Source organism: Erythrobacter litoralis, from assembly GCF_001719165.1.
Lineage (GTDB): Bacteria > Pseudomonadota > Alphaproteobacteria > Sphingomonadales > Sphingomonadaceae > Erythrobacter > Erythrobacter litoralis.
Window position 1 is genome coordinate 1,319,158 of record NZ_CP017057.1, and the last position, 22,428, is coordinate 1,341,585.

Below are 22,428 nucleotides of genomic sequence, written 5' to 3' on the forward strand. Positions count from 1 at the left end.
ATGCCGGTCGGCTCCTTATCAGTCCCTGAACGCCCATCGAGGTGGAAACGTGGGGCAGAACATGGGGCAGGCCCCCCCGGGAACCCGGAACCGCGCGCCCCGCTTTTTCGTGAAGACGCTTTTCTTTGAGTGACAGGATTTTTGCAATGTTCAGCGGATCAATTCCCGCTCTGGCGACTCCTTTCCGCGACGGATCGTTCGACGAGGCTACCTTTCGCCGACTGGTCGACTGGCAGATCGAGCAGGGATCGAGCGCGCTCGTGCCGTGCGGAACCACGGGCGAGGCCTCGACCCTTTCCAATGCCGAGCATCACCGCGTGATCGAGGTCTGCGTCGAGCAGGCCGCGGGCCGCGTGCCGGTGATCGCGGGCTGCGGGTCGAACGACACGCGCAATGCGCTCCTCCACATGAATTTCTCGAAGAAGGCGGGTGCGGCAGCGGGACTTTGCGTCGCGCCCTATTACAACCGCCCGAGCCAGGCCGGGCTGATCGCCCATTTCAGCTTTCTCGCGGAGAACAGCGACCTGCCGATCGTGCTGTACAATGTCCCCGGGCGCACGGTCACGGACATCGAGGACGAGACGGTGATCGAACTGGTCCGCCGCTATCCCGACCGGATCGTCGCGATCAAGGATGCGAGCGGGGATCTTTCGCGCGTGGCCGATCACCGCATGGGGATCGGGCGCGATTTCTGCCAGCTTTCGGGCAATGACGAATTGTGGCTGCCGCACAGCGCGGCAGGCGGCAGCGGGGCGATCTCGGTCACGGCGAATGTCGCGCCGAAACTGTGCGCCGAATTCCACGATGCGATCGCAGCGAACGAACTGGCGACGGCGCGCGAACTCAACGACCGGCTTTTCCCGCTGCATTACGCGATGTTCTCCGATGCGAGCCCCGCGCCCGTCAAATACGCGCTTTCGCGGGTGATGGACGGCTTCACCGACGAGGTCCGCCTGCCGCTCGTCCCCGCGAGCGAGGCGTCGCGCAAGGCGGTCGACGAGGCGCTCGAATTCGCGGGACTTGTCTAACGAACGCGCCCGCAGGGCTTTGCGTTAGCCGCGCGAAGCGCCTATGTGCGCCCCCCATGGCAAAGCCCAAACCGCCCTCCTTCGACAAGCAGAAGATCGTCGCCGAAAACCGCCGCGCGCGGTTCGACTATGCGATCGAGGACACGTTCGAGGCCGGCCTCGCCCTGCAGGGGACCGAGGTCAAGGCGCTGCGCGCAGGCGAGGCGTCGATTGCGGAAAGCTATGCCGAGGTGAAGGACGGCCAGGTCTGGCTCGTCAATTCGAACATCCCCGAATACAGCCACGGCAATCGCCAGAACCACGAACCGCGCCGCCCGCGCAAGCTGCTGCTGCATGGCCGCGAGATCGAACGCCTGTTCGGAGCGGTCGAGAGGAAGGGCATGACGCTCGTGCCGCTGTCGATCTATTTCAATGCGACGGGCCGGGCGAAGGTCGAACTCGCTCTCGCCAAGGGCAAGCAGGCGCATGACAAGCGCCAGACGATCAAGGAGCGCGACTGGAAGCGCGACAAGGCACGGCTGCTGCGCGAACGCGGCTGAGAGGAGCGGCCGAATCGGGGGCCGGAATCGAGCCGAAATGCGCCTTGCGTGAGCCGGAAAGCATTTTCCCGACCGGTGCGGTTCACCCACTGGTCATAGCGCCGAGGATACCCATATCGGCGATCATGGTGGAGCGCGAAAACCCCGGCGCAATTCGCTTGCCATCCCGGCTTTTCGGGAGCACGGGCCGCGTCGGCTCATGATCCGCGATTTCTTCTCGAATTTCCGCTCCAAGACCTGGGCGGCGGACACGATCCGGCGGTACATGCCGACCCGGGAAGAGATGGCGCGCAACCGCTTTCTCGCGCCGATCGCGCACCGGTTCCTGTCGCCCGAACTGTGGCGCTTTACGCGCCGTTCCGTCCCGCGCGGCGTGGCGCTGGGGCTGTTTTCGGCCTTCATCATCCCGCTCGGCCAGATCTTCCTCGCCGCCTTCCTCGCGCTGCCTTCGAGGGCCAATGTCCCGCTTGCCGCGGCGGTGACGTTCATCACCAACCCGTTCACCTACGCCTTCTGGATCCTGATCGCGAACCGGATCGGCAATTTCATGCTCCAGATCGATGCGGCGACCGCCGGCTATGCGAGCGGGCGGCTGGAAAACTCCTGGTGGCAGGCATTCGTGGATTTCTTCCAGATGGCCGGGGTGACGGTGGTCGGCTTTCTGGTTCTCGCGGTCGTTTCGGCCGCGCTCGGCTATGTTCTCTCGAGCGCGGTGTGGCGCATCATCGTCGCGCGCAGGCGGGCAAAACGCCTGCGTCTGATGGAGGCGCGTCTCGACCGCAGGCTCAAGGCAAACTAGACAGGCGCCCGTCGCCGCCCGAAGTCTTGCGGGCGGTGTTCGCAATGGGCGGGGAAAGCGCGTGAAGGGGTTCAGCATGTCGGCCGGGGGCAAGGATGGCGGCGCAGCCGATGGCGGCGACGGGCCGTTCGGCCTCAACGCCATGCTGCTCGGCGCGCTCTCTCTCAGCGTCGCGATCCTCTATCTCGCCACTTTCGATCCTCTTGTAACGCTCGCCTATGCAGCGGGCCTCGCGGTCCTGCTCGCCGGTGTCTTCGCCTTGGGGCGGATGCGCAGCGAACCTTCGGCCGAGGCCATGGCCGCACCCGACTGGTCGGTCACCGCCGCCGCGATCGAAGGGCTCGGCGCCGAGGCGGGCGAAGCGGTCGCGATCACCGACCGGGCGAACCGGCTGGTCTGCGCGAACAGCGGTTTCGTCGATGCCTTCGGTGTCGACAGCGCGCCGCCCCTGCTGCCATTCGATCGCCCCGCGCTGGAGGCGCTGACCCGGCTCGCACGCGAAGCTTGGCGCGACGGCGGTGCGAGCGTCGAGGATCTCGGCGCCCTCTCGCGGTCGGGCGAAGCGCCCTGGCGGGTCGCCGTGGCGCGCGCGGGCCGCGCCGAGGACCATCTCGTCTGGCGCTTTCGCCGGATCGAGGCGGACACGCCCGCTGCGCTCATCGACCTCGATCTCGGCGGCCCGTTCGGCCGGATGCTGAGCCGCGCGGGGATCGAAGCCGCGATCGTCTGCGCCGATGGTCTCGTGCGTTCGGTCAGCGCGGGATTCGCCGAGCGCGCTGCAGGCGACGAAGGCGCGACGCTCGTCGGGCAGGATTTCGTTTCCTTCCTGCGTTCCGACGATCGCGAGCGGATCTATTTCGCGCGCGAGGGGCGGGGCGGGACGCCGCAGACACTGATCGACGTGCCGCTCACCGACGCTCCAGCGCGCAAGAACGCGGCGAGCGGGCCCCCGGCGGGCGAGTCGCTGATGCTGCTGGTCGACAGCGGGGTCGGCATCGGCAACAGCTGGGACGGGGCGATGCAGGCGGGCGTCGCGCAGCTCGACGCGCTGCTCTCGCAGCTGCCGCTCGGCCTTGCGATGACCGATCGCGACGGGCGATTCCTGTTCGGCAACGAGGCCTTCCTGCGCTCTGTCGACCGCGAGGGCAGGGGGCTGCCGTCCTTCCCGACCGACCTCGTCGTGCGCGAGGACAAGGCCGCTCTCTCGGACGCGGTCCGGCGTCACGGGCGAGGCCCGGCGACCAGCGGCGACATGGCCGTGCGCCTCGTCTCCAGCCCCGAGGAGCCGGTCTCGATGGGCCTTGCCGGGGTGCGCGGGCTGGGCGAGGCGGCGGTGCTCATCAGCCTTGCCGATTCGACGCAGGAAAACCAGCTCAGGCGGCAGGTCGCGCAGGCCACCAAGATGCAGGCCGTGGGCCAGCTCGCCGGCGGGGTGGCGCACGATTTCAACAACGTGCTGACCGCCATCATCGGGACCTGCGATCTCATGCTGCTGCGCCATACTCCGGGCGACAGCGATTACGACGACATCCAGCAGATCCGCGCCAATTCCAACCGCGCCGCCTCGCTGACGCGGCAATTGCTCGCCTTTTCGCGCCAGCAGACCCTGCGCCCGGAAATCCTCCAATTGCCCGACGTGGTGAGCGAGGTGAACCCGCTCATCAAGCGGCTGCTCGGCGAGAAGATCACCTATTACGTCCAGCACGACCGCAATCTTGGTCCGGTACGGGCCGATCCGCAGCAACTCGAACAGGTCATCATGAACCTCGCGGTGAACGCGCGCGACGCGATCCAGTCGAGCGGGTCCGGCGTGGGCCGCATCTCGTTGCTCACCCGCAGCCTGCAGTCGAAGGAGGTGATCAAGCTCGGCAGCGAGATCCTGCCCGCGGCCGATTACACCGTGCTGATCGTGCAGGACACCGGAGGCGGCATCCCGCCCCACGTCCTGCCCAAGCTGTTCGAGCCGTTCTTCACCACAAAGGAGCAGGGCAAGGGCACCGGGCTCGGTCTTTCCACCGCCTATGGCATCGTCAAGCAATCGGGCGGCTTCATCTTCGCCGACAACGTGCTCGACAGGGAGGGACGGCCCACCGGCGCGCGCTTCACGATCTATTTCCCGGTCCATCGCGGAGAACTGCCGAAGAAGCGCGAGGCGCCTGAGCCTGCGGGTTCGTCCGAATGGTCGGTCGGTGGGCGCATCCTGCTGGTCGAGGACGAGGACATGGTCCGCGCCGTCGCCGAACGCGCGCTGGCCCGCGCCGGATACGAAGTCACCGCCTGTTCCGGCGGCGAGGAGGGGCTCGAGGCGCTCGGCGCGCAGGGGGAAGCCGAGCCGTTCGATCTCGTGGTCAGCGATGTCGTCATGCCCGGCATGGACGGCCCTGCCATGGTCCGCGAGATCCGGGCACGCCATCCCGACATCCCGGTGCTGTTCATGTCCGGCTATGCCGAGGAACAGCTGCGCAAGGACATCGACATTCCCGACATGCACTTCATCGCCAAGCCGTTCAGCGTGGCGTCGATATCGGACAAGGTCGCAGGCGTGATGCGATCCGCGCGCAACACTCGCGCCGGTGCTTCCGGGTAGGATTTCGACAGGCGCGAAGATAAATCTCGTTCCCTACTTGTTCCATGAGAACAAATGGGATACATCCTTCGTCAGGAAAGGGCTGGTCGAAAACTACCCGGTCACCCCTAGGCAAGCGAAGGAGTGCGTGCGATGGCTACCCAACTCAAGCTGGTAGAGAAGGAAAAGGACGTGGACCGCCAAAAGGCACTCGACGCTGCGCTGGCCCAGATCGACCGGGCATTCGGCAAGGGTTCGGCGATGAAGCTGGGCCAGAAGGAAGCGATGCAGGTGGAAGCGATCTCCACCGGTTCGCTCGGGCTCGACATCGCGCTGGGCGTGGGCGGCCTGCCCAAGGGCCGGGTGATCGAGGTCTATGGCCCCGAAAGCTCGGGCAAGACGACGCTTGCCCTCCATGTCATCGCCGAAGCGCAGAAGGCGGGCGGGACCGCGGCCTTCGTCGATGCCGAACACGCGCTCGACCCGGTCTATGCCAAGAAGCTGGGCGTCGACATCGAGGAACTGATCGTCTCGCAGCCCGATACCGGCGAACAGGCGCTCGAAATCACCGATACGCTGGTGCGCTCCAACGCGATCGACGTGCTGGTGGTCGATTCGGTCGCCGCTCTCGTCCCCCGGGCGGAGATCGAGGGCGAGATGGGCGATTCGCATGTCGGCTTGCAGGCGCGCCTCATGTCGCAGTCCCTGCGCAAGCTGACCGGCTCGATCAACCGGTCCAAGTGCATGGTGATCTTCATCAACCAGCTGCGCATGAAGATCGGCGTGATGTACGGCAATCCGGAGACGACTACGGGCGGCAACGCGCTCAAGTTCTACGCCTCGGTCCGCCTCGACATCCGCCGCACCGGCCAGATCAAGGACCGCGACGAGGTGATCGGCAATTCGACCCGCGTGAAAGTGGTCAAGAACAAGGTCGCGCCCCCTTTCAAGCAGGTCGAATTCGACATCATGTATGGCGAGGGCATCTCCAAGATTGGAGAGATCCTCGACCTGGGCGTGAAGGCGGGCATCGTCGAGAAGTCGGGCAGCTGGTTCTCCTACGACAGCATCCGCATCGGCCAGGGCCGTGAGAATGCGAAGACCTATCTTAAGGAAAATCCCGAGGTCTGCGACAGGCTTGAAGCGGCGATTCGCGGCAAGACCGATGAAGTCGCCGAGGAGATGATGACGGGTCCGGACGCCGAATCCGAAGATTGATCGGGCGAACGCCTGCGCAGCAGGGCTGCGCGGCGGACACGTTTCCCGGAATTTGGTGAACCGGCGCCGGTCCCGAGCCCTTTTTGAGGGCAGGGACGGGCGCCGGTTTTTTCTTGCCGTCATTCACCTCCCGATCGCCCGGCAAAGCGCGGCTTGCCGCCCGGCTCCGCATTGCCTAACTGCCGGTTCATGAAAACGCCCCTTTCCCGCAGCCTCCCGCGAAACGAACGCCCATGACGTCGACCAACGAAATCCGCCGCTCCTTCCTCGACTATTTCGGCAAGGCCGGTCACGAACAGGTCCAGAGCGCGCCGCTCGTTCCCTACAACGATCCGACGCTGATGTTCGTCAATGCGGGCATGGTGCCGTTCAAGAACGTATTCACCGGGCTCGAAACGCCGCCGGGCCCGCGCGCGACCTCTGCGCAGAAATGCGTGCGCGCCGGGGGCAAGCACAACGATCTCGACAATGTCGGCTACACGGCTCGGCATCACACCTTCTTCGAGATGCTCGGCAATTTTTCCTTCGGCGACTATTTCAAGGCCGAGGCGATCGAACATGCCTGGACCCTGCTTACCCGCGAATGGGGGCTGCCGGCGGAGAAACTGACGGCGACCGTCTATCACGACGATGACGAGGCCTTCGACCTGTGGCGCCGGATCGCAGGCCTTCCCGAAGAACGCATCATCCGCATTGCGACGTCGGACAATTTCTGGTCGATGGGCGAAACCGGTCCTTGCGGGCCGTGTTCGGAAATCTTCTACGACCATGGCGATCACATCTTCGGCGGGCCTCCCGGATCGCCCGATGAGGACGGCGACCGCTTCGTCGAGATCTGGAACCTCGTCTTCATGCAGTTCGACCAGCAGGCCGACGGCACCCGCCGCGACCTGCCGAGCCCATCGATCGACACCGGCATGGGGATCGAGCGCATCGCCGCCGTCCTCCAGGGCGTGCACGACAATTATGATACCGACACCTTCAAGGCACTGATCGCGGCTTCGGAAAGCCTCACCGGCGTGGCCGCCCAGGGTGAGCACACCGCCTCGCACAGGGTGATCGCCGATCACCTGCGCTCGACCTCGTTCCTGATGGCCGATGGCGTGCTGCCGTCGAACGAGGGGCGCGGATACGTGCTGCGGCGCATCATGCGCCGCGCGATGCGCCACGCCCATCTGCTCGGCGCGGAAAAGCCGCTGATGCACAGGCTCGTGGGGCATCTCGTCACCGAGATGGGGCAGGCCTATCCCGAACTCGTCCGCGGGCAGGCGCTGATCGAGGAAGTCCTGCAGCGCGAGGAGACGCAGTTCAGGAAGACGCTGGAGAAGGGTCTCAAGCTGCTCGACGAAGCGACCGGCGACATCGAAGAAGGCGGCGAGCTCGACGGCGAGACCGCGTTCAAGCTCTACGACACGTACGGCTTTCCCTACGACCTGACCGAAGACGCGCTGCGTGCGCGCGGGCTCGGGGTCGACCGCGAGGGCTTCGACGAGGCGATGGCCCGGCAGAAAAAGGCCGCGCGCGCCGCATGGAAGGGCTCGGGCGAGGCCGCGTCGGGCGAAATCTGGTTCGACATCGCCGAGCGCGAGGGCGCGAGCGAATTCACCGGCTATGCCGCGACCACCGGGGAAGGCCGCGTCGTGGCGATCCTCAAGGACGGCGCCGAGGTCGAAACCGCGAAGGCGGGCGAGGACGTGGTGATCCTTACCAACCAGACGCCCTTTTACGGCGAGAGCGGCGGACAGACCGGCGATACCGGCACGATCTCGACCCCGGCGGGCCTGCGCGCCAGTGTGACCGATACCAGCAAGCCGCTCGGCCGGCTCCACGCGCATCATGCGACGATCGAAGCGGGCGAGGTCGCTCTCGGCGACAACGTGCAACTCGACGTCGATGCCGATCGCCGGACGAAGATCCGGGCGAACCATTCGGCGACCCATCTGGTTCACGCGGCGCTTCGCAACCGGCTCGGAGGGCATGTCACGCAGAAAGGTTCGCTGGTCGCCGAGGATCGGCTGCGTTTCGATTTCGCCCACCCGAGCGCTCTCACGGGCGAAGACATCGCCGCGATCGAGGCAGAGGTGAACGCCGAAATCCGCGCCAACGAGACGGTGACGACGCGCCTGATGAGCCCGGACGAAGCGGTCGAGGCCGGCGCGCTTGCGCTGTTCGGCGAGAAATACGGCGACGAGGTGCGCGTGCTTGCAATGGGCCGGCCGGGCGAGGAAGGGCGCAATTATTCGGTCGAATTGTGCGGCGGAACCCATGTCGAGGCGACCGGCGATATCGGCCTGTTCCGGATCGTATCCGAAAGCGCCGTTTCGTCGGGCGTCCGCCGGATCGAGGCGCTGACGGGCGAGGCCGCGCGCGAGTGGCTCGTCGGGCGCGAGGAAGCCTTGAAAGCGGCTGCCAGCGCGATCCGCGCGACGCCCGAGGAAGTGCCAGGGCGCATCGCAGCGCTTCTCGACGAACGCAAGCGGCTCGAAAAGGAACTGGCCGAAGCGAAGAAGGCCCTTGCACTCGGCGGCGGCGGCGGCGGTACTTCGGGCGGCGCGGGCGCCGCGCAGGAAGAGGTCGCCGGGGTCAGTTTCGCCGGGCAGGTGCTCGACGGGCTCAACCCCAAGGAATTGCGGCCGCTGCTGGACGAGGCAAAGTCGCGGCTCGGCTCCGGCGTCGCAGCGATCGTCGCGGTCAATGACGGCAAGGCCAGCATTGCCGCTGCGGTGACGGACGATCTGACCGAGCGGTTCAGCGCTGTCGATCTGGTGCGTGCGGGCGTCGAGGCGCTCGGCGGGAAGGGCGGCGGCGGCCGGCCCGACATGGCGCAGGGCGGCGGGCCCGACGGCTCGAAAGCGGATGAGGCAATCGAAGCGGTACGGCGCGTCCTCGCCGGCTAGCCCGGCCCGCGCCCCGCCGGTGCCCTACCTGCTCGGGCGCTTGTTGGTGACGGGCTGACTGCCCTGTTCGATGTCGTCGCCCTCAGTGTCGCCGGGCTTGCCGCGACCGGAATTCGGGGCGCGGTCCTTGAGCGGGCCCTTGACGTTCTGCGGCTTGAATTTTTCGTCATTCGGGATCGGCTTGGTGGGATCGATGTCCTTGCCCATGGTCTTTCTCCTTTCCCGATCAATGCATGAGGGAAGGTGAAAGCTCCGGAAAATCCGTGAGTTGCACGAGAGGAACGGTCAGGTGGTGGCACCCTGCGCGTCGCGGGCGGCGGCGGGCTTGCTGCTCGGCGTCGTGCGCAGGGCGGGCTTGTGCGCAAGGCCGCCTTCGCGTTCGATCCGTTCGCGATATTCGTCGCGCTTGTCATGGATCGAGGCGATGACCGGGCCCATCGCGACACCGATATCGACCAGCACGGCCTCGGACAGCTGGAGCGAGCTTTCGAGATTTTCCGGCACCGCATGGCTCGCCCCCGCCCGGTAGAGCGCGGCGGCGTGCTCGCTGTCGCGCGCGCGGGCGACGATCAGGAGGTCGGGATATTCGCCGCGCAGCTTGGCGACGAGGCGCTGGGCGAGGACCGGTTCGTCCATGGTCAGAACCACTGCGGGCGCGCTTTCGACCCCGAGCCGCGAGAGCGCATCGCCGCGCCCCGCATCTCCGAACACCGCACGGTAACCTTCGCGCCGTGCGCGCGAGATAAGGTCGGGGTCCGAATCGAGCATGACATAGGCCTGTTCGTGCCGCGTCATCATGTCCGCGATGAGCCGCCCCACGCGCCCGCCGCCGATGATGATCGTGCGCGGTTCATCCTCGCCGTCTCCGTCGAGCACTTCGGGTACCCCGTCGACACGGCGGGCGATGACCCGGCCAAGCTTGGCGAGAAGCGGTGTCACCGTAAGACCGATGGCGGTGACGATCTGCCAGAACTGCGCGGTTTCGGGATCGATCACCAGCGCGCTGGTCGCGGCGGCAAGGACGATCAGTGTCGTCTCGCTGGGGGAGGCCATCAGCACGCCGGTCTCTGTCGCGGTGCTGCGCCGCGCGCCCATCAGCCTGAGAAGCGTGCCGGTCACGATCGCCTTGAAGACAAGCACGCCGACCACCGCTGCCATGATCGTCCCGAGATCGCTCCAGATCGCCATCAGGTCGATGCTCATTCCGATGGTGATGAGGAACACGCCCAGAGCGAGGCCCTTGAACGGTTCCATGATGCTTTCGACCTCGCCGTGATATTCGGTCTCGGCGATCAGCAGCCCTGCGATCAGTGAGCCGACGATGGGCGACAGGCCGACCGCGGCGGTGGCGAGGCTCGCGCCGATCACGACCAGCAGCGAGGCGGCGAGGAACAGTTCCGGACTTTTCGTCCGCGCGGCCTGGCTGAACAGGCGGGGGAGGGCGACGCGGCCCAGCACCAGCAGGATCGCGATCACCACCGCGCCCTGCCAGAGCGTGTCCGTAATCGCGCCCCAGCCGCCTTCCGCGTTGGGGGCGAGCGCGCCGAGGATGAAGATGATCGGCACGATCATGATGTCCTCGAACAGCAGCATCGAAAGCGCCGCGCGCCCGACCGGCGAACTCGTGCCCGAAATCGGCAGCACGATCGCGGTCGAGGAGAAAGCCAGCGCAAAACCGAGCGCGAGCGCCGCGGTCGTCTCCATGTCGCTCGCATAGCCGAAGAACAGCGCGGAAAAACTGCCGATGATGAGCAGTTCGAGGCTGCCGAGCCCGAACACCAGTTTTCGCAATTGCCACAGGCGGTTGAAGCTCAGCTCCAGCCCGATCGCGAACAGCAGCAGGATGATGCCGAAATCCGCAAAGGGGGCCAATCGCTCTGAATCGGATATGGTTATGTGACTGAGCCAGGGAACGTCCTCGACCAGCATCCCCAGCCCATAGGGGCCGACGAGAACGCCGATCAGGATGAAGCCGATGATCGGCGTGACGCGAAAGCGGGCGAAGACCGGGATGACGATGCCGGCCGAGCCCAGGATCACCAGGGCGTCCGACATCACCGGGGAAAGGGTCAATTCGCCTGCCATGCGTGAGACTTAGCGCGCCCCGCTCAGCAAGTCATCAACCGCCGCCATGGGGCGGGCCGAGAGGCCGGGAGATCGAACTGTCGTGGTCCTCGCCGAAGGGATCGGTGATGTTGCCCACGCGCTTGTCCCATTCGATGCGGTAGAGGTCGAAACGGCGGTCGGCGAGATTCTGGACCGTGCCCTCGGCCCGTGCCCAGCTGAGGTCGGCAAGGTTCACGTCGCTGATCGTCAGCGTCTCGACGTTCTCGGAAGCCTCCGCCGCGATCCCGTCGCGCGCGAAGGGGAAATCGCAAGGGGTGAGGATGCAGGACTGGGCGTACTGGATGTCCATGTTGGCGACATTGGGCAGATTGCCGACATTGCCCGAAAGGACGACATAGCACTGGTTCTCGATCGCGCGGGCCTGTGCGCAATAGCGCACCCTCATGTATCCCTGCCGCGAATCGGTGCAGAACGGTACGAAGATGATCCGCGCCCCTTCATCGACCAGCCGGCGGGCGAGTTCGGGGAATTCGCTGTCGTAGCAGATGAGCACGCCGATCGGCCCGCAATCGGTCGGGATGGCGTCGATCGAATCGCCGCCCTTGATGTTCCACCAGTATGCCTCGTTCGGTGTCGGGTGGATCTTCTCCTGCGAATGGACCGATCCGTCGCGCAGGCAGACGATCGCGACATTATGTATGTCGCCGTCGGGCATGCGGGTGGGATGCGATCCGCCGATGATGTTGATGTTGTAGGAAAGCGCCATTTCGGACAGCGCGGCGCGGATCTTGGGCGTGAATTCGCTCAGCGTCTCGATCGCTTCCAGTGGGCTCTGCTCGCGGCCTTCCGCGGAAAGCAGCATCAGCGTGAACATTTCCGGAAAGACGATGAAATCGCTTTCGTAATCCGCCGCGACATCGACGAAATATTCGATCTGGCGCATGAATTCGTCAAAATCGGCGACCGCACGCGCCTGGAGCTGGCAGGTCGCGATGCGCACCCCTTCGACATTGCGCGGCATGCGGTGTTTTGGCGGGGAATCGACATCGACATAGGGGTTGCGCCAGATCATGCGCACGGCGTAGGCGCGCGACGCCTTGTCCTCGGGCAGGTAGTTTTCGAGGATGCCATGCGGCTCGAAACCGTTCGCCAGCTGAAACCGCAGGACGGGATCGTGGATCTTGGTGTCGATCACTTTCTGGAGGTAGTCCTCCGGCCCTTCGGCGCGGTTGTTCTTGCGCCGCATCGCCCGGGCAAGGCCCGGCATGCGCCCGCCGAAAACGATGCCCTTCAGATCGAGCCGTTCGGCCAGCGCGCGGCGCTCTTCGTACAGCCTGCGGCCGAGCCGGGTTCCGCGCACCTTGGGATCGACGCACATCTCATAGCCATAGAGCCAGTCGCCGGTGGGATCGTGCCGCGCGCCGAAGCCGTTGCCGGTCACCTCGTCCCAGCTGTGATCGGACAGTGCGACATCCTCGTCCAGCCGCATGGTCGCGCAATAGCCGACCAGCTTGCCGTCGAGCTTGGCGACGAAGCAGCCTTCGGGGTAGTTGTTGATCTGCCCGCGGATCTCGCCCTGCGTGTAGGCGGGCAGTTCGGCATAGGCGCGCCGGACGAGATCGCCGATCGCGCGAACGTCCTTGAGCTTGGCCTGCCTGATTTCGAGCCGTGCCTTGCTGCTGGTGGATGCCATGAAACGCCCCTCCTCACGAATTGCAAAAGGCGGCCCCGCGAAGAAACGGGACCGCCCTTGACCTACGCCGCATGGGCGCGGCTGTTCCAGTGCCCTGCGATGCGGATCAGGCCCAGTTGGCCATTTCCTTCTCGAGATTGTCGACGATCGCCTCGAAGAACTGTTCGGTCGTCAGCCAGTTCTGGCCCGGGCCGATCAGCAGCGCGAGGTCCTTGGTCATCGAGCCGCTTTCGACCGTGCGGATGCAGACCTTTTCCAGCGTCTCGGCAAAGCGCACCACGTCGGGCGTCTCGTCGAACTTGCCGCGATACATCAGGCCGCGGGTCCAGGCGAAGATCGAGGCGATCGGGTTGGTCGAAGTCGCCTTGCCCTGCTGGTGCTGGCGGAAATGGCGGGTAACGGTGCCGTGCGCGGCTTCTGCCTCCACGGTCTTGCCATCCGGGGTCATCAGAACGCTCGTCATCAGGCCCAGCGAGCCAAAGCCCTGCGCGACGGTATCGGACTGAACGTCGCCGTCATAGTTCTTGCACGCCCAGACGAACTTGCCCGACCATTTGAGGGCGGAGGCCACCATGTCGTCGATCAGGCGGTGTTCGTAATGGATGCCGGCGGCTTCGAACCTGTCCTTGAACTCGTTCTCGTAGATCTCCTCGAACAGGTCCTTGAAGCGCCCGTCATAGGCTTTCATGATCGTGTTCTTGGTCGAGAGATAGACCGGCCACTTGCGGTCGAGGCCGTAATTCATCGAGGCACGGGCGAAGGCGCGGATCGAATCGTCGAGATTGTACATCGCCATCGCGACGCCCGAGCTTTCGAACTCGAACACTTCCAGGTCGATCTTTTCGCCGTCGGTGCCCTCGAATACGAGGCGCAGCTTGCCGGGACCGGGGATCAGCGTGTCGGTCGCGCGGTACTGGTCGCCGAAAGCGTGACGGCCGACCACGATCGGGTCGGTCCAGCCCGGCACGAGCCGCGGCACGTTGTCGATCACGATCGGTTCGCGGAAGACGACGCCGCCCAGGATGTTGCGGATCGTGCCATTGGGGCTGCGCCACATCTTCTTGAGGCTGAATTCCTCGACCCGCGCTTCGTCCGGCGTGATCGTCGCGCATTTCACGCCGACGCCGTATTCCTTGATGGCGTTCGCGGCATCTACCGTGATCTGGTCGTCGGTCTCGTCGCGCTTCTCGATCGAGAGGTCGTAATATTTCAGGTCGATATCGAGATAGGGCAGGATCAGCCGCTCGCGGATCCATTGCCAGATGATCCGCGTCATTTCGTCGCCATCGAGTTCGACGACCGGGTTCTTGACCTGAATTTTCTGCATGGAGTGTCCCGCCTTCCTTGAGGTGTCCTGCGGCGCCGCGAACGGGGGTATGCGCGCCGCGTTTCAATGTCTGGTGTAATCCCTGGCGCAGGCTTTAGCAGAGCAAAGCGGCTGTGCAAGCCGGGCGGCGAGGGGGTTCGCAACTGCGCGCCGGACACAAAAAACCCGCCTTGCGGCGGGCTTTCCATCCGGCATCGTTTCTACGCGAAAGCGGCCGGTCGGCGATGGTGGGCGTAGGAAGAGTTGAACTTCCGACCCCTGCGATGTCAACACAGTGCTCTACCACTGAGCTATACGCCCGAACCCATCTGCCGGAGCGTCCTTCGTGACCGAGCCGGTCCGAAGGCGGAGCGGCCCATTAGCGCGGCCCGCGCGCGCTTGCAAGCGATTCGAAGCGGCTAGAGGCTTGCTTCGGCCTGTTCCTCGAAAACGCGCTCTACCTCCAGCACGAGGTCGCGCAGGTGGAACGGCTTGGAAAGCACCTTTGCCTCGGGCTGCTCGCGGCTCGCGCGCAGGCTTACTGCGGCAAAGCCGGTGATGAACATGACCCGTGTGTGCGGCGAAATCTCGGCGCAGCACTGGGCGAGCTCTATCCCGTCCATTTCCGGCATCACGATATCGGAAAGCAGCAGGTCGAAGCGCTCGCTTTCGAGCAGCGGGATGGCTTCGGTGCCTCGATCGACCGCGCGCACTTCGTAGCCGGCATTGGTCAGCGCGCGGGCCAGATAGGTGCGCATCGCCTCCTCGTCTTCAGCAAGGAGGATGCGGGGGGAATCGCTCTTGGGGGAATGGTCTGCTGTCATGCACGCATGCGTAACACGTGGCGCTTAAGAAATCTTGTCTGGCCTTCTCCCGTGACCAGCTTTGGAACGGGTCGGATCGCGAACCTCAACTGCGCCTGCGCTTCACGCGAAGCTACGCTTTGACACGCGCGCGCAATGCGTTCAGCAAGGCAGCCCCCATGATCATGCGCGACCCCTCCGATGACAGCGATGCGCCGGGCGACGGTGCGACCCCGGGCAGCCCGCGCGGCGGAGTGACGCTGCAGGGCGGCGCGGTCGGCGATCCGGTATGCGGGCCGGCCTTCACCTATCGCGCGCCGGGGGTGATGCCGCTTCCCGTGATCGTCGCCGTGCCGCATGCGGGCCGGGTCTATCCGGCCGAGACGCTGGCGGCGATGCGCGATGTGCGGCTGTCGCAATTGCGGCTCGAGGACCGGCTGGTCGATCTCGTCGCAGAGGAGGTCGCGCGCACCACCGGGGCGGCGCTCCTGATCGCCCATGCGCCGCGCGCGCTGCTCGATCTCAACCGCGCGGAAGACGATGTCGACTGGGGCATGGTCGAAGGCGGGCGCCTAAGCGATCGTCAGGCCGATTGTCAGGGCGAAGGGGCAGCGAGGGTCGAAGGGCAGGGGCGCTCCAACCGCCGCGCCCGCAGCGGGCTCGGTCTGGTTCCGCGCCGACTCCCGGGCTTCGGCGAGATCTGGAAGCGACCGCTCGCAATGGGCGAGATCGAGGGCCGGATCGAGCGTATCCATCGGCCCTATCACGAATTGCTCGAACGCGAACTGCGCCGGGTGCGCGCGCAATGGGGCGCAGCACTGCTGATCGATCTCCACTCGATGCCGCCCCTGCGCCTTCAGGCCGGGGAGAGCCGCGCGCCGCATTATGTCCTCGGCGACCGGTTCGGCGCTTCGTGCGATGCGCGGCTCATCGGCCGCGCCTTCCGTCATCTCGATGCGGAAGGTTGCGCCAGCGCGCACAACCGGCCCTATGCCGGGGGCTACGTGCTCGACCGACACGCCGCTCCCGCTCGCGGGCTGCATGCGATCCAGGTCGAGATCTGCCGTTCGGCCTATCTCGATGTCGATCTGGCCGAGCCTTCGCCGGGCCTTGTCCCTGTCGCTAGGATGATCGCGTCGCTGGTCCGCGAACTGGGCGCGGAGACGGCAAGGCTCGCATCAGGAGGCGATTTCGCGCAGGCCGCCGAATGAGTCGCCGCGCGTCAGGTAATTCGACAAGCCAGGTTCTTCGAGAAGGAAGCTGCCCCCGATCAAAAAGCGCCACCCCGTGCAAGAGGGGGGATGCACGAGGTGGACCAGGTTCAGGGGGGAGCGCGCTCTGAGGCGCGGCTCCAGGCGGTAGATGAGGGGAAACACCGCCTTTATCTGACATGGTAAAAGGCGGGCGGGACTTCAAGCCCCGCCCGCCTCGAAATGGGTCCGGAACGGCTGTTTCCCGCCGTTTCGCAGTCGCTTGCGCGATCCTGTCGGAGGTCAGTTGACGGGGGCCGCCTGGGCTTGCGGCATCTTGCCCTGCGCGATCTGGCGTTCGAAGATCATGCGCATGAGGTTCATCGAGAACAGGTGCGCGTGGATCAGCATCAAGAGGCCGTTCTTGTTGAGCGCTTCGAGCGTTTCGGTCGGCAATTCGCGCAGCTTCTTCTCGTCCACCATGCGGAAGCCGCGATAGACGAAGGGCTTGTCGGGATTGTCGCCGCGGGTGATCGCGACTTCGCCGTCCATCAGGATGTCGAGCTTCTTCAGCTCCTCGAGGAAGGCGCGCGTGCGCTGGCCCGATTCTTCGAACTTGGAGCAGAAATCGAGCACCTGGCTTGTGTAGTCGGTCGGCTTACCCTCGCTGTCGAACAGGGCCTGGCCCCCCTCGTTGCCGGCGTCCTGCTTGCCGATCACGCCCGCGGTCGGATCGAAGCACAGCGACATCTCGTCGCTGTCGGGCCGCATCTTGGCGAGAATGAAGGGGTAGCGGCGAATATAGGCCGGGACATAGACGCCCGCGATGATCTTCTCATCGTCGCCGACAAAGGTGTTGACCCCTTCGTTGAGGCCCATGAGCGCGATCGGCAGCGGATTGTCGCCGGCGGTGAAGACGATCGGGTAATTGCGCTGCGCGTCGATGAATTCGTCGACCGTGAGCGGGATCGCGTGGGTCTGCGCGACATGGGCGGCGGTGCCGAACGGGCTCACCTTCCAGTCGGCGTGGTCGCGGCTGTTGAGCGGCAGGAGGTCCTTGTAGAACAGCGGAAGTTGCGGCTGCTGCGGCGCGCTGGCCATGAATATGTCTCCGAAGACTGGTTCTGTGTCTGTTCGCAGCGAACGGTTGGCCCCATGGCCAGCCCCCTTCCGCCGGTCGCGGCGCGCTTTAGGCGCTTGTGCTTGGAGGCGCAAGCCGCCTGCCGCCCACATCCGGCACGGGTCATCGCACGGGCGACAGAACGCCCCCCCCGCTCAGGCCCCCCCGCTCAGGCTCCGGGCACGAGCTTGCCGGGATTGAGCAGGCCGTCGGGATCGAGCGCCCGCTTCACGCTGCGCATCATCGCCAGCGCCACGGGATCGCCGAGCCGGGCAAGTTCGCCGATCTTGACCTGCCCGATGCCGTGTTCGGCGCTGATCGAGCCGCCCCAATCGGTCACGAGGTCATAGACCCGGCCGCTCACGCGCCTGCCTTCGTCCTCCTCCCATTCGCCCGGTACCGCCCCCGCCGGGGCGAGGATGTGGAAATGGACATTGCCATCGCCCAGATGGCCGAATGCAATGCCGCGCGTACCGGGAAACTCCCCTTCGATCGCGGGGATCGCGGCGAGGATGAATTCGGGCATCTTCTCGACCGGCACCGAAATGTCGTGCTGCATCGCCGGGCCGCGCGCGCGCTCGGCAGCGGAGATCGATTCGCGCAGGGTCCACAAGTCTTCCGCCTGGGTCTCGTTCGCCGCGATCGCGGCATCGTCGAACAGGCCGTCTTCCATCGCCTCGGCAAGAGCCCTCTCGGCCCGTTCGCGCAGGCGTCCCTCGTCCATTCCGGAGGCGACGAATTCAATGAGCGCGTTCCATTCGTGCCGCTGCGAAAGCGGCGGGCGGGCATCGGGCAGGTGAGCGACCACGCTGTCGAGGCAATGGGCGGGCACGACCTCGAACCCTTCGAGCGTGTCGCCCATCGCTCGCTCCATCGCCCTGAGCAGGGTGCGTGCTTCGACGATGCCCGAAAGCCCGGCCCATACCGTCACCCGCGCCGTCGGTGCGGGGAGAAGGCGCAGCGTTGCGGCGGTGACGATGCCGAGCGTGCCTTCCGAACCGATCAGCAATTGCTTCAAGTCGAACCCCCGATTGTCCTTTTTCAGCGCGGTCAGCCCGTCATAGACCGATCCGTCCGCGAGCACCGCCTCGATCCCCAGCACCTGCGCGCGCATCGTCCCGTGGCGCAGCACCTGCGTGCCCCCGGCATTGGTAGAGATCAGCCCGCCCACTGTCGCCGATCCCTTGCCGCCCAGCGTGAGGGGAAAACGCAGGCCGTTTTCATCGGCAAGCTCGTGAAGCGATTGCAGGATCACGCCCGCCTCGCACACGACCTGGCCGGCGCCCGTGTCGAGGTCGCGCACCCTGTCCATCCGCCGCAGTGAAAGGAGGATGCCGCGCCCGCTTTCATCGGGGGTCGCCCCGCCTACCATGCCGCTATTCCCGCCCTGCGGCACGATCGGCACGCCGTGGCGCGCGCACAGTTTCATCAGCCCGGCGACCTCCTCGGTTGAGCCGGGCGAGGCGAGGGCGAGCGCGCGGCCCGTATAGCGCCCGCGCCAGTCGGTCAGCCACGGCTCCATCAGATCGGGATCCTGGGTGATGCCCTTGGCGCCCAGCAATTCGGTGGCTTCGGCGAGAAAGGTCTCGGCGGCGGTTCTTTCAGCGGTCAGTGTCATTGTGGCCCCCATGCCACAGTTCGGCGCCAAGTGACCAGTGGCTTGCCATGAGAAGAGGGGCGATTAAGCCGGGGTTCAATCGCGCGGGCTAGTTTGCAGATGTTCGCGTGATCGCACCGGGGGCGTGCCCGCGATAAAGGAGGTCTTCACCGCATTCATGCCAAGCCTGCTGGCCTATGCAGCGCCGCTTGCGCTTTTTGTCCCTGTCCTGGGGCAGGGGCTTGCCGTGCCCTTGCAGGCCCTCGCCGGGGAGCCGGCCATGATCGCACCCGGCGGCCCCGATCACGAGGAGCCTGAACAGGCCTCTGCGCGCGCCGTCCCGCCGGCCCCGCTCCCGGCGGCAGCGCCGCTTTCGGCTTTCCGCGAACGGCAGGTCGCGCACCAGGTCCGGATCGAGCAGCGCGTCGTCATCCGCATCAGCCCGCAGCGCCCGACCGCGCGCCAGCAATTGCTCGCCACTCTCCCGCGCGAGGAGATCGAGACCCGCTTCGAAGAGCGCAAGATGGACAAGTGCCTGCCCGTCGAGCGGATCGCGGGCGTCCAGACGGGCTCGGGCAACCGCTTGCTGCTGTTCCTCACCGACAAGCGCATGGTCACCGTCAATCTCGAGAAGAATTGCCGCGCGCGCGATTTCTACTCGGGCTTCTATGTGGAGAAGAACGAGGACGGGAATCTTTGTGCCAGCCGCGACAAGATCAAGAGCCGCACCGGGGTGAAGTGCGATGTCGAACGCATGCGCCAGCTCGTCGCGGTGAAGGAATAGCGCCTTTCGGCCCCGCCGCGCGCGGGTTTCCTTGACTTTCGCAGCCGTTTCGGCGAAGGCGCGCGCGGCTGGCAGCGCATTGCGCCTGCCGGATACAGCAAGCGGCAGGGCAGTCCTGCCTTTACCCGGACATTACCACACGCATGACTTTCGCCGATCTCGGCCTTTCCCCCGAATTGCTCAAGGCCGTCGAGGACGCCGGCTATTCCGAGCCGACCCCGATTCAGGCCCAGGCCATTCCCGCCGTCTTGATGATGCGCGACCTCATCGGCATCGCCCAGACCGGCACCGGCAAGACCGCGAGCTTCGTGCTCCCCATGATCGATGTCATGGCCTCCGGACGCCGCCGTGCGTTGATGCCGCGTTCCCTGATCCTCGAACCGACCCGCGAACTGGCCGCCCAGGTTGCCGAGAATTTCGAGAAATACGGGGCCAATCACGACCTCAAGATGGCGCTGCTGATCGGCGGCGTGCAGATGGGCGACCAGCTGCGCACCCTCGATGAAGGCGTCGACGTGCTGATCGCGACGCCGGGCCGCCTGATGGACCTGTTCGAACGGGGCAAGATCCTGCTGAATGGGTGCGAACTGCTCGTCATCGACGAGGCCGACCGGATGCTCGACATGGGCTTCATCCCCGATATCGAGTTCATCTGCTCCAAGCTTCCCGAGACGCGCCAGACCATGCTGTTTTCGGCGACCATGCCGCCGCCGATCGAGAAACTGGCGGCGAAATTCCTGTCGAATCCCAAGCGGATCGAGGTGAGCCGGGCAGCATCCACCAACGAGAACATCACCGCCTTCAAGATTCCCGTGAAGGCCCGCCAGAAGCGCGACACGCTGCGCTGGCTGCTCGAGAACGACCAGGTCGAGACCGCTATCATCTTCTCGAACCGCAAGACGACGGTGCGCGAACTCAACAAGCAGTTGCAGCGCGACGGTTTCCGGTCGAGCGAGATCCACGGCGACATGGATCAGTCGAGCCGGATCAAGGAACTCGACCGCTTCAAGAAGGGCGAGGTCAACATCCTCGTCGCCTCCGACGTCGCCGCCCGCGGGCTGGACATCAAGGGCGTCTCCCACGTCTTCAATTTCGACACGCCCTGGCACCCGGACGATTACGTCCACCGCATCGGTCGCACCGGCCGCGCCGGGGCCAAGGGGCGCGCCTTCACCTTCGTTTCCGAAGACGATGCCGAGGCGATCGAAAATGTCGAGAAACTGACCGGCAGCGCGATCAAGGTCTTTGGCAAGGAGGACGTGCGCGTCCCCCTCGCCGAGCCCGGCTCCGACGCAGGCAAGGGCGCGGGCAGCGACAAGGAAAGCAGCAAGGGCGAGGACGATTCCGAGCCCGAAGCCCAGGAAAAGCCAAAGCGCCAGTCGCGCCGACGCCGGGACGAGGCCGACAGCCCCGCCGAAAAGCCGAGGCGCGAGCGTGCGCCGCGCAAGGAGCGCGCCGACGAAAAACCCGAGCGCAAGCCCCGCTCGCGTCGCCGCGACGACGATGACGAGCCGGTCCCGCCGGGCGAATGGAACGGCCCGAGGCCGAGCTTTCTCGACGTCGGCGTGGGCTGACGGCCTTCTCTTAGCAGGCTCAAAGCGACAAAAGACAAGCGCGCTGACCCGACCGGGGGACTGCCTTCAGGATCGGCTCGCAAGTCCTTCATCCCCTGTTTGTGGTTCCGGATCGGGGGTTGAGATAACGCGCGCCAGCCTGCCGTCCGCGTTCATCGCCTGTGCCTGAGCGGCCGAGGCGGACCGCTTTCGCAATCCCCGCATTCTGCTAAGCTCGAGCCAAGCGAGGAGAGATAGCGTGAAGATGCGGAGCCTGATAATCCTGCAAACCGGCGCAGCGCTGCTAGCGCTGATCGCCGCGCCGCCTCTGCTTGCGCAGGGCAAGGGCAATGACAAGAACGCAGGCGGGCCGCCCGCCGCCGCGCAGAAGGATCGCGGCAAGCCGGGTGGCGGCGGACCGCCAAGCGCGGGTCGAGGCAATGCGGGAAAGGAGCGTGGCGGGCCTCCCGGGCAGGCAGGCGCGCGCGATCCCCGTGGAAACCCGCGGCAGGAAGGCGGGAACGATGCCCGCGGCAGAGGCAATGCCGGGCAGGCTTTCGATGGGCGCCGCGGCGGCGGCAATCCGCCTCCCGGCGGTCAGCGGGGCAGTGCGCGCCGGACCGATCGCAGTGGCGACGGGCGGGGCGAGTACGCCTTGAATTTCGCGCTGCGCGACCTCAGGGACACCTTCGGCGTTCGTCCGCGTCTCATCGGCGGGTGTCCCCCCGGTCTTGCAAAGAAGCGCAATGGCTGCCTTCCCCCCGGACAGGCGCGCCAGCGCTTTCGCAATTACGATCCCGGTTTCTTCGGCCTGTTCGGGGCCGAGCGCGGGCGATATTTCTACAATGACGGCTATCTGCTGCGCTACCGCGACGACGGCCTTGCCGGCTTCCTGCCGCTGCTCGGCGGGGCACTGGGCATCGGCAATGTCTGGCCGTCGTTCTACGAGCCTCGGCCGCTGCCGCGCTATTATTCCGACTATTACCGGCTCGGCAATCCGCGCGGCTATCGCTACGCCGACAACGTCATCTATCGCGTGGAGCCTGAAACCGCCGCGATCACTTCGGTCGCAGCCCTGCTGACCGGGAGCGATATCCGGATCGGGCGTCCGATGCCCCGCGGTTACGATGTCTACAACGTTCCCTATGCCTACCGCGACCGCTATTACGACACGCCCCAAGCGCGCTATCGCTATGCCGACGGGTACATCTACGAGATCGATCCGGAGACCGCGCTGGTGGCGTCCGCTATCGAACTCGCGCTCTGAG

Annotated in this window: 17 protein-coding genes and 1 tRNA gene; 10 read left to right on the plus strand and 8 right to left on the minus strand. The window is 65.8% G+C overall.

Annotated elements, in window-relative coordinates; all coding sequences use genetic code 11:
* The first annotated feature begins 146 nt into the window (after nt 1-146).
* The 6 genes from dapA (at nt 147) to alaS (ending at nt 9,047) form a co-directional block, all read left to right on the plus strand.
* On the plus strand, nt 147-1,028 hold the full coding sequence (gene dapA, locus Ga0102493_RS06255) for a 4-hydroxy-tetrahydrodipicolinate synthase (RefSeq protein ID WP_034904928.1): 882 nt from the start codon (nt 147-149) through the stop codon (nt 1,026-1,028).
* A 56-nt stretch (nt 1,029-1,084) separates the two neighbouring features.
* Complete coding sequence (smpB, locus tag Ga0102493_RS06260) at nt 1,085-1,567, plus strand: SsrA-binding protein SmpB (RefSeq protein WP_034904927.1); 483 nt, start codon at nt 1,085-1,087, stop codon at nt 1,565-1,567.
* 265 nt (nt 1,568-1,832) lie between these two features.
* Complete coding sequence (locus Ga0102493_RS06265; protein WP_034905221.1) at nt 1,833-2,366, plus strand: DUF2062 domain-containing protein; 534 nt, start codon at nt 1,833-1,835, stop codon at nt 2,364-2,366.
* 142 nt (nt 2,367-2,508) lie between these two features.
* On the plus strand, nt 2,509-4,953 hold the full coding sequence (locus Ga0102493_RS06270; protein WP_034905217.1) for a response regulator: 2,445 nt from the start codon (nt 2,509-2,511) through the stop codon (nt 4,951-4,953).
* A gap of 132 nt (nt 4,954-5,085) precedes the next feature.
* Nucleotides 5,086-6,150 carry a recombinase RecA gene (recA, locus tag Ga0102493_RS06275; protein ID WP_034904926.1) on the plus strand — a complete coding sequence of 355 codons (1,065 nt, stop codon included), beginning with the start codon at nt 5,086-5,088 and terminating at the stop codon, nt 6,148-6,150.
* Between the two features lie 233 nt (nt 6,151-6,383).
* A complete protein-coding gene (alaS, locus tag Ga0102493_RS06280) occupies nt 6,384-9,047 on the plus strand; it encodes an alanine--tRNA ligase (RefSeq protein ID WP_034904925.1) in 2,664 nt (887 codons plus the stop codon).
* Nucleotides 9,048-9,071: 24 nt separating this feature from the next.
* Here alaS and Ga0102493_RS06285 read toward each other — a convergent pair whose 3' ends face one another.
* From Ga0102493_RS06285 to cpdR, 6 genes are all read right to left on the minus strand, one after another.
* Nucleotides 9,072-9,254, minus strand: a complete 183-nt coding sequence (locus Ga0102493_RS06285) for a hypothetical protein (protein ID WP_034904924.1) — start codon at nt 9,252-9,254, stop codon at nt 9,072-9,074.
* A 78-nt stretch (nt 9,255-9,332) separates the two neighbouring features.
* On the minus strand, nt 9,333-11,132 hold the full coding sequence (locus tag Ga0102493_RS06290; RefSeq protein WP_034904922.1) for a cation:proton antiporter domain-containing protein: 1,800 nt from the start codon (nt 11,130-11,132) through the stop codon (nt 9,333-9,335).
* A gap of 34 nt (nt 11,133-11,166) precedes the next feature.
* Complete coding sequence (locus tag Ga0102493_RS06295) at nt 11,167-12,807, minus strand: bifunctional GNAT family N-acetyltransferase/carbon-nitrogen hydrolase family protein (RefSeq protein ID WP_034904921.1); 1,641 nt, start codon at nt 12,805-12,807, stop codon at nt 11,167-11,169.
* Nucleotides 12,808-12,913: 106 nt separating this feature from the next.
* Complete coding sequence (locus Ga0102493_RS06300; RefSeq protein WP_034904918.1) at nt 12,914-14,134, minus strand: NADP-dependent isocitrate dehydrogenase; 1,221 nt, start codon at nt 14,132-14,134, stop codon at nt 12,914-12,916.
* A 225-nt stretch (nt 14,135-14,359) separates the two neighbouring features.
* Nucleotides 14,360-14,434 (minus strand) — tRNA-Val (locus Ga0102493_RS06305).
* Nucleotides 14,435-14,532: 98 nt separating this feature from the next.
* Nucleotides 14,533-14,937 carry a cell cycle two-component system response regulator CpdR gene (gene cpdR / locus Ga0102493_RS06310; RefSeq protein WP_051698174.1) on the minus strand — a complete coding sequence of 135 codons (405 nt, stop codon included), beginning with the start codon at nt 14,935-14,937 and terminating at the stop codon, nt 14,533-14,535.
* Nucleotides 14,938-15,095: 158 nt separating this feature from the next.
* Here cpdR and Ga0102493_RS06315 point away from each other — a divergent pair, with 158 nt between their 5' ends.
* The gene (locus tag Ga0102493_RS06315) at nt 15,096-16,127 is read left to right on the plus strand and encodes an N-formylglutamate amidohydrolase (protein WP_236922310.1); all 1,032 of its coding nucleotides are present in this window, start codon (nt 15,096-15,098) and stop codon (nt 16,125-16,127) included.
* A gap of 282 nt (nt 16,128-16,409) precedes the next feature.
* Here Ga0102493_RS06315 and Ga0102493_RS06320 read toward each other — a convergent pair whose 3' ends face one another.
* A complete protein-coding gene (locus Ga0102493_RS06320) occupies nt 16,410-17,207 on the minus strand; it encodes a SapC family protein (protein ID WP_034904916.1) in 798 nt (265 codons plus the stop codon).
* Between the two features lie 188 nt (nt 17,208-17,395).
* A complete protein-coding gene (locus tag Ga0102493_RS06325; protein ID WP_034904915.1) occupies nt 17,396-18,844 on the minus strand; it encodes an FAD-binding oxidoreductase in 1,449 nt (482 codons plus the stop codon).
* A gap of 124 nt (nt 18,845-18,968) precedes the next feature.
* Here Ga0102493_RS06325 and Ga0102493_RS06330 point away from each other — a divergent pair, with 124 nt between their 5' ends.
* The 3 genes from Ga0102493_RS06330 (at nt 18,969) to Ga0102493_RS16125 (ending at nt 22,427) form a co-directional block, all read left to right on the plus strand.
* Nucleotides 18,969-19,607, plus strand: a complete 639-nt coding sequence (locus Ga0102493_RS06330) for a hypothetical protein (RefSeq protein WP_236922311.1) — start codon at nt 18,969-18,971, stop codon at nt 19,605-19,607.
* A 143-nt stretch (nt 19,608-19,750) separates the two neighbouring features.
* On the plus strand, nt 19,751-21,181 hold the full coding sequence (locus tag Ga0102493_RS06335; RefSeq protein ID WP_034904914.1) for a DEAD/DEAH box helicase: 1,431 nt from the start codon (nt 19,751-19,753) through the stop codon (nt 21,179-21,181).
* Nucleotides 21,182-21,425: 244 nt separating this feature from the next.
* Nucleotides 21,426-22,427, plus strand: coding sequence for a hypothetical protein (locus Ga0102493_RS16125; RefSeq protein WP_034905207.1), 1,002 nt, complete (start codon nt 21,426-21,428; stop codon nt 22,425-22,427).
* Nucleotide 22,428 lies beyond the last annotated feature (1 nt).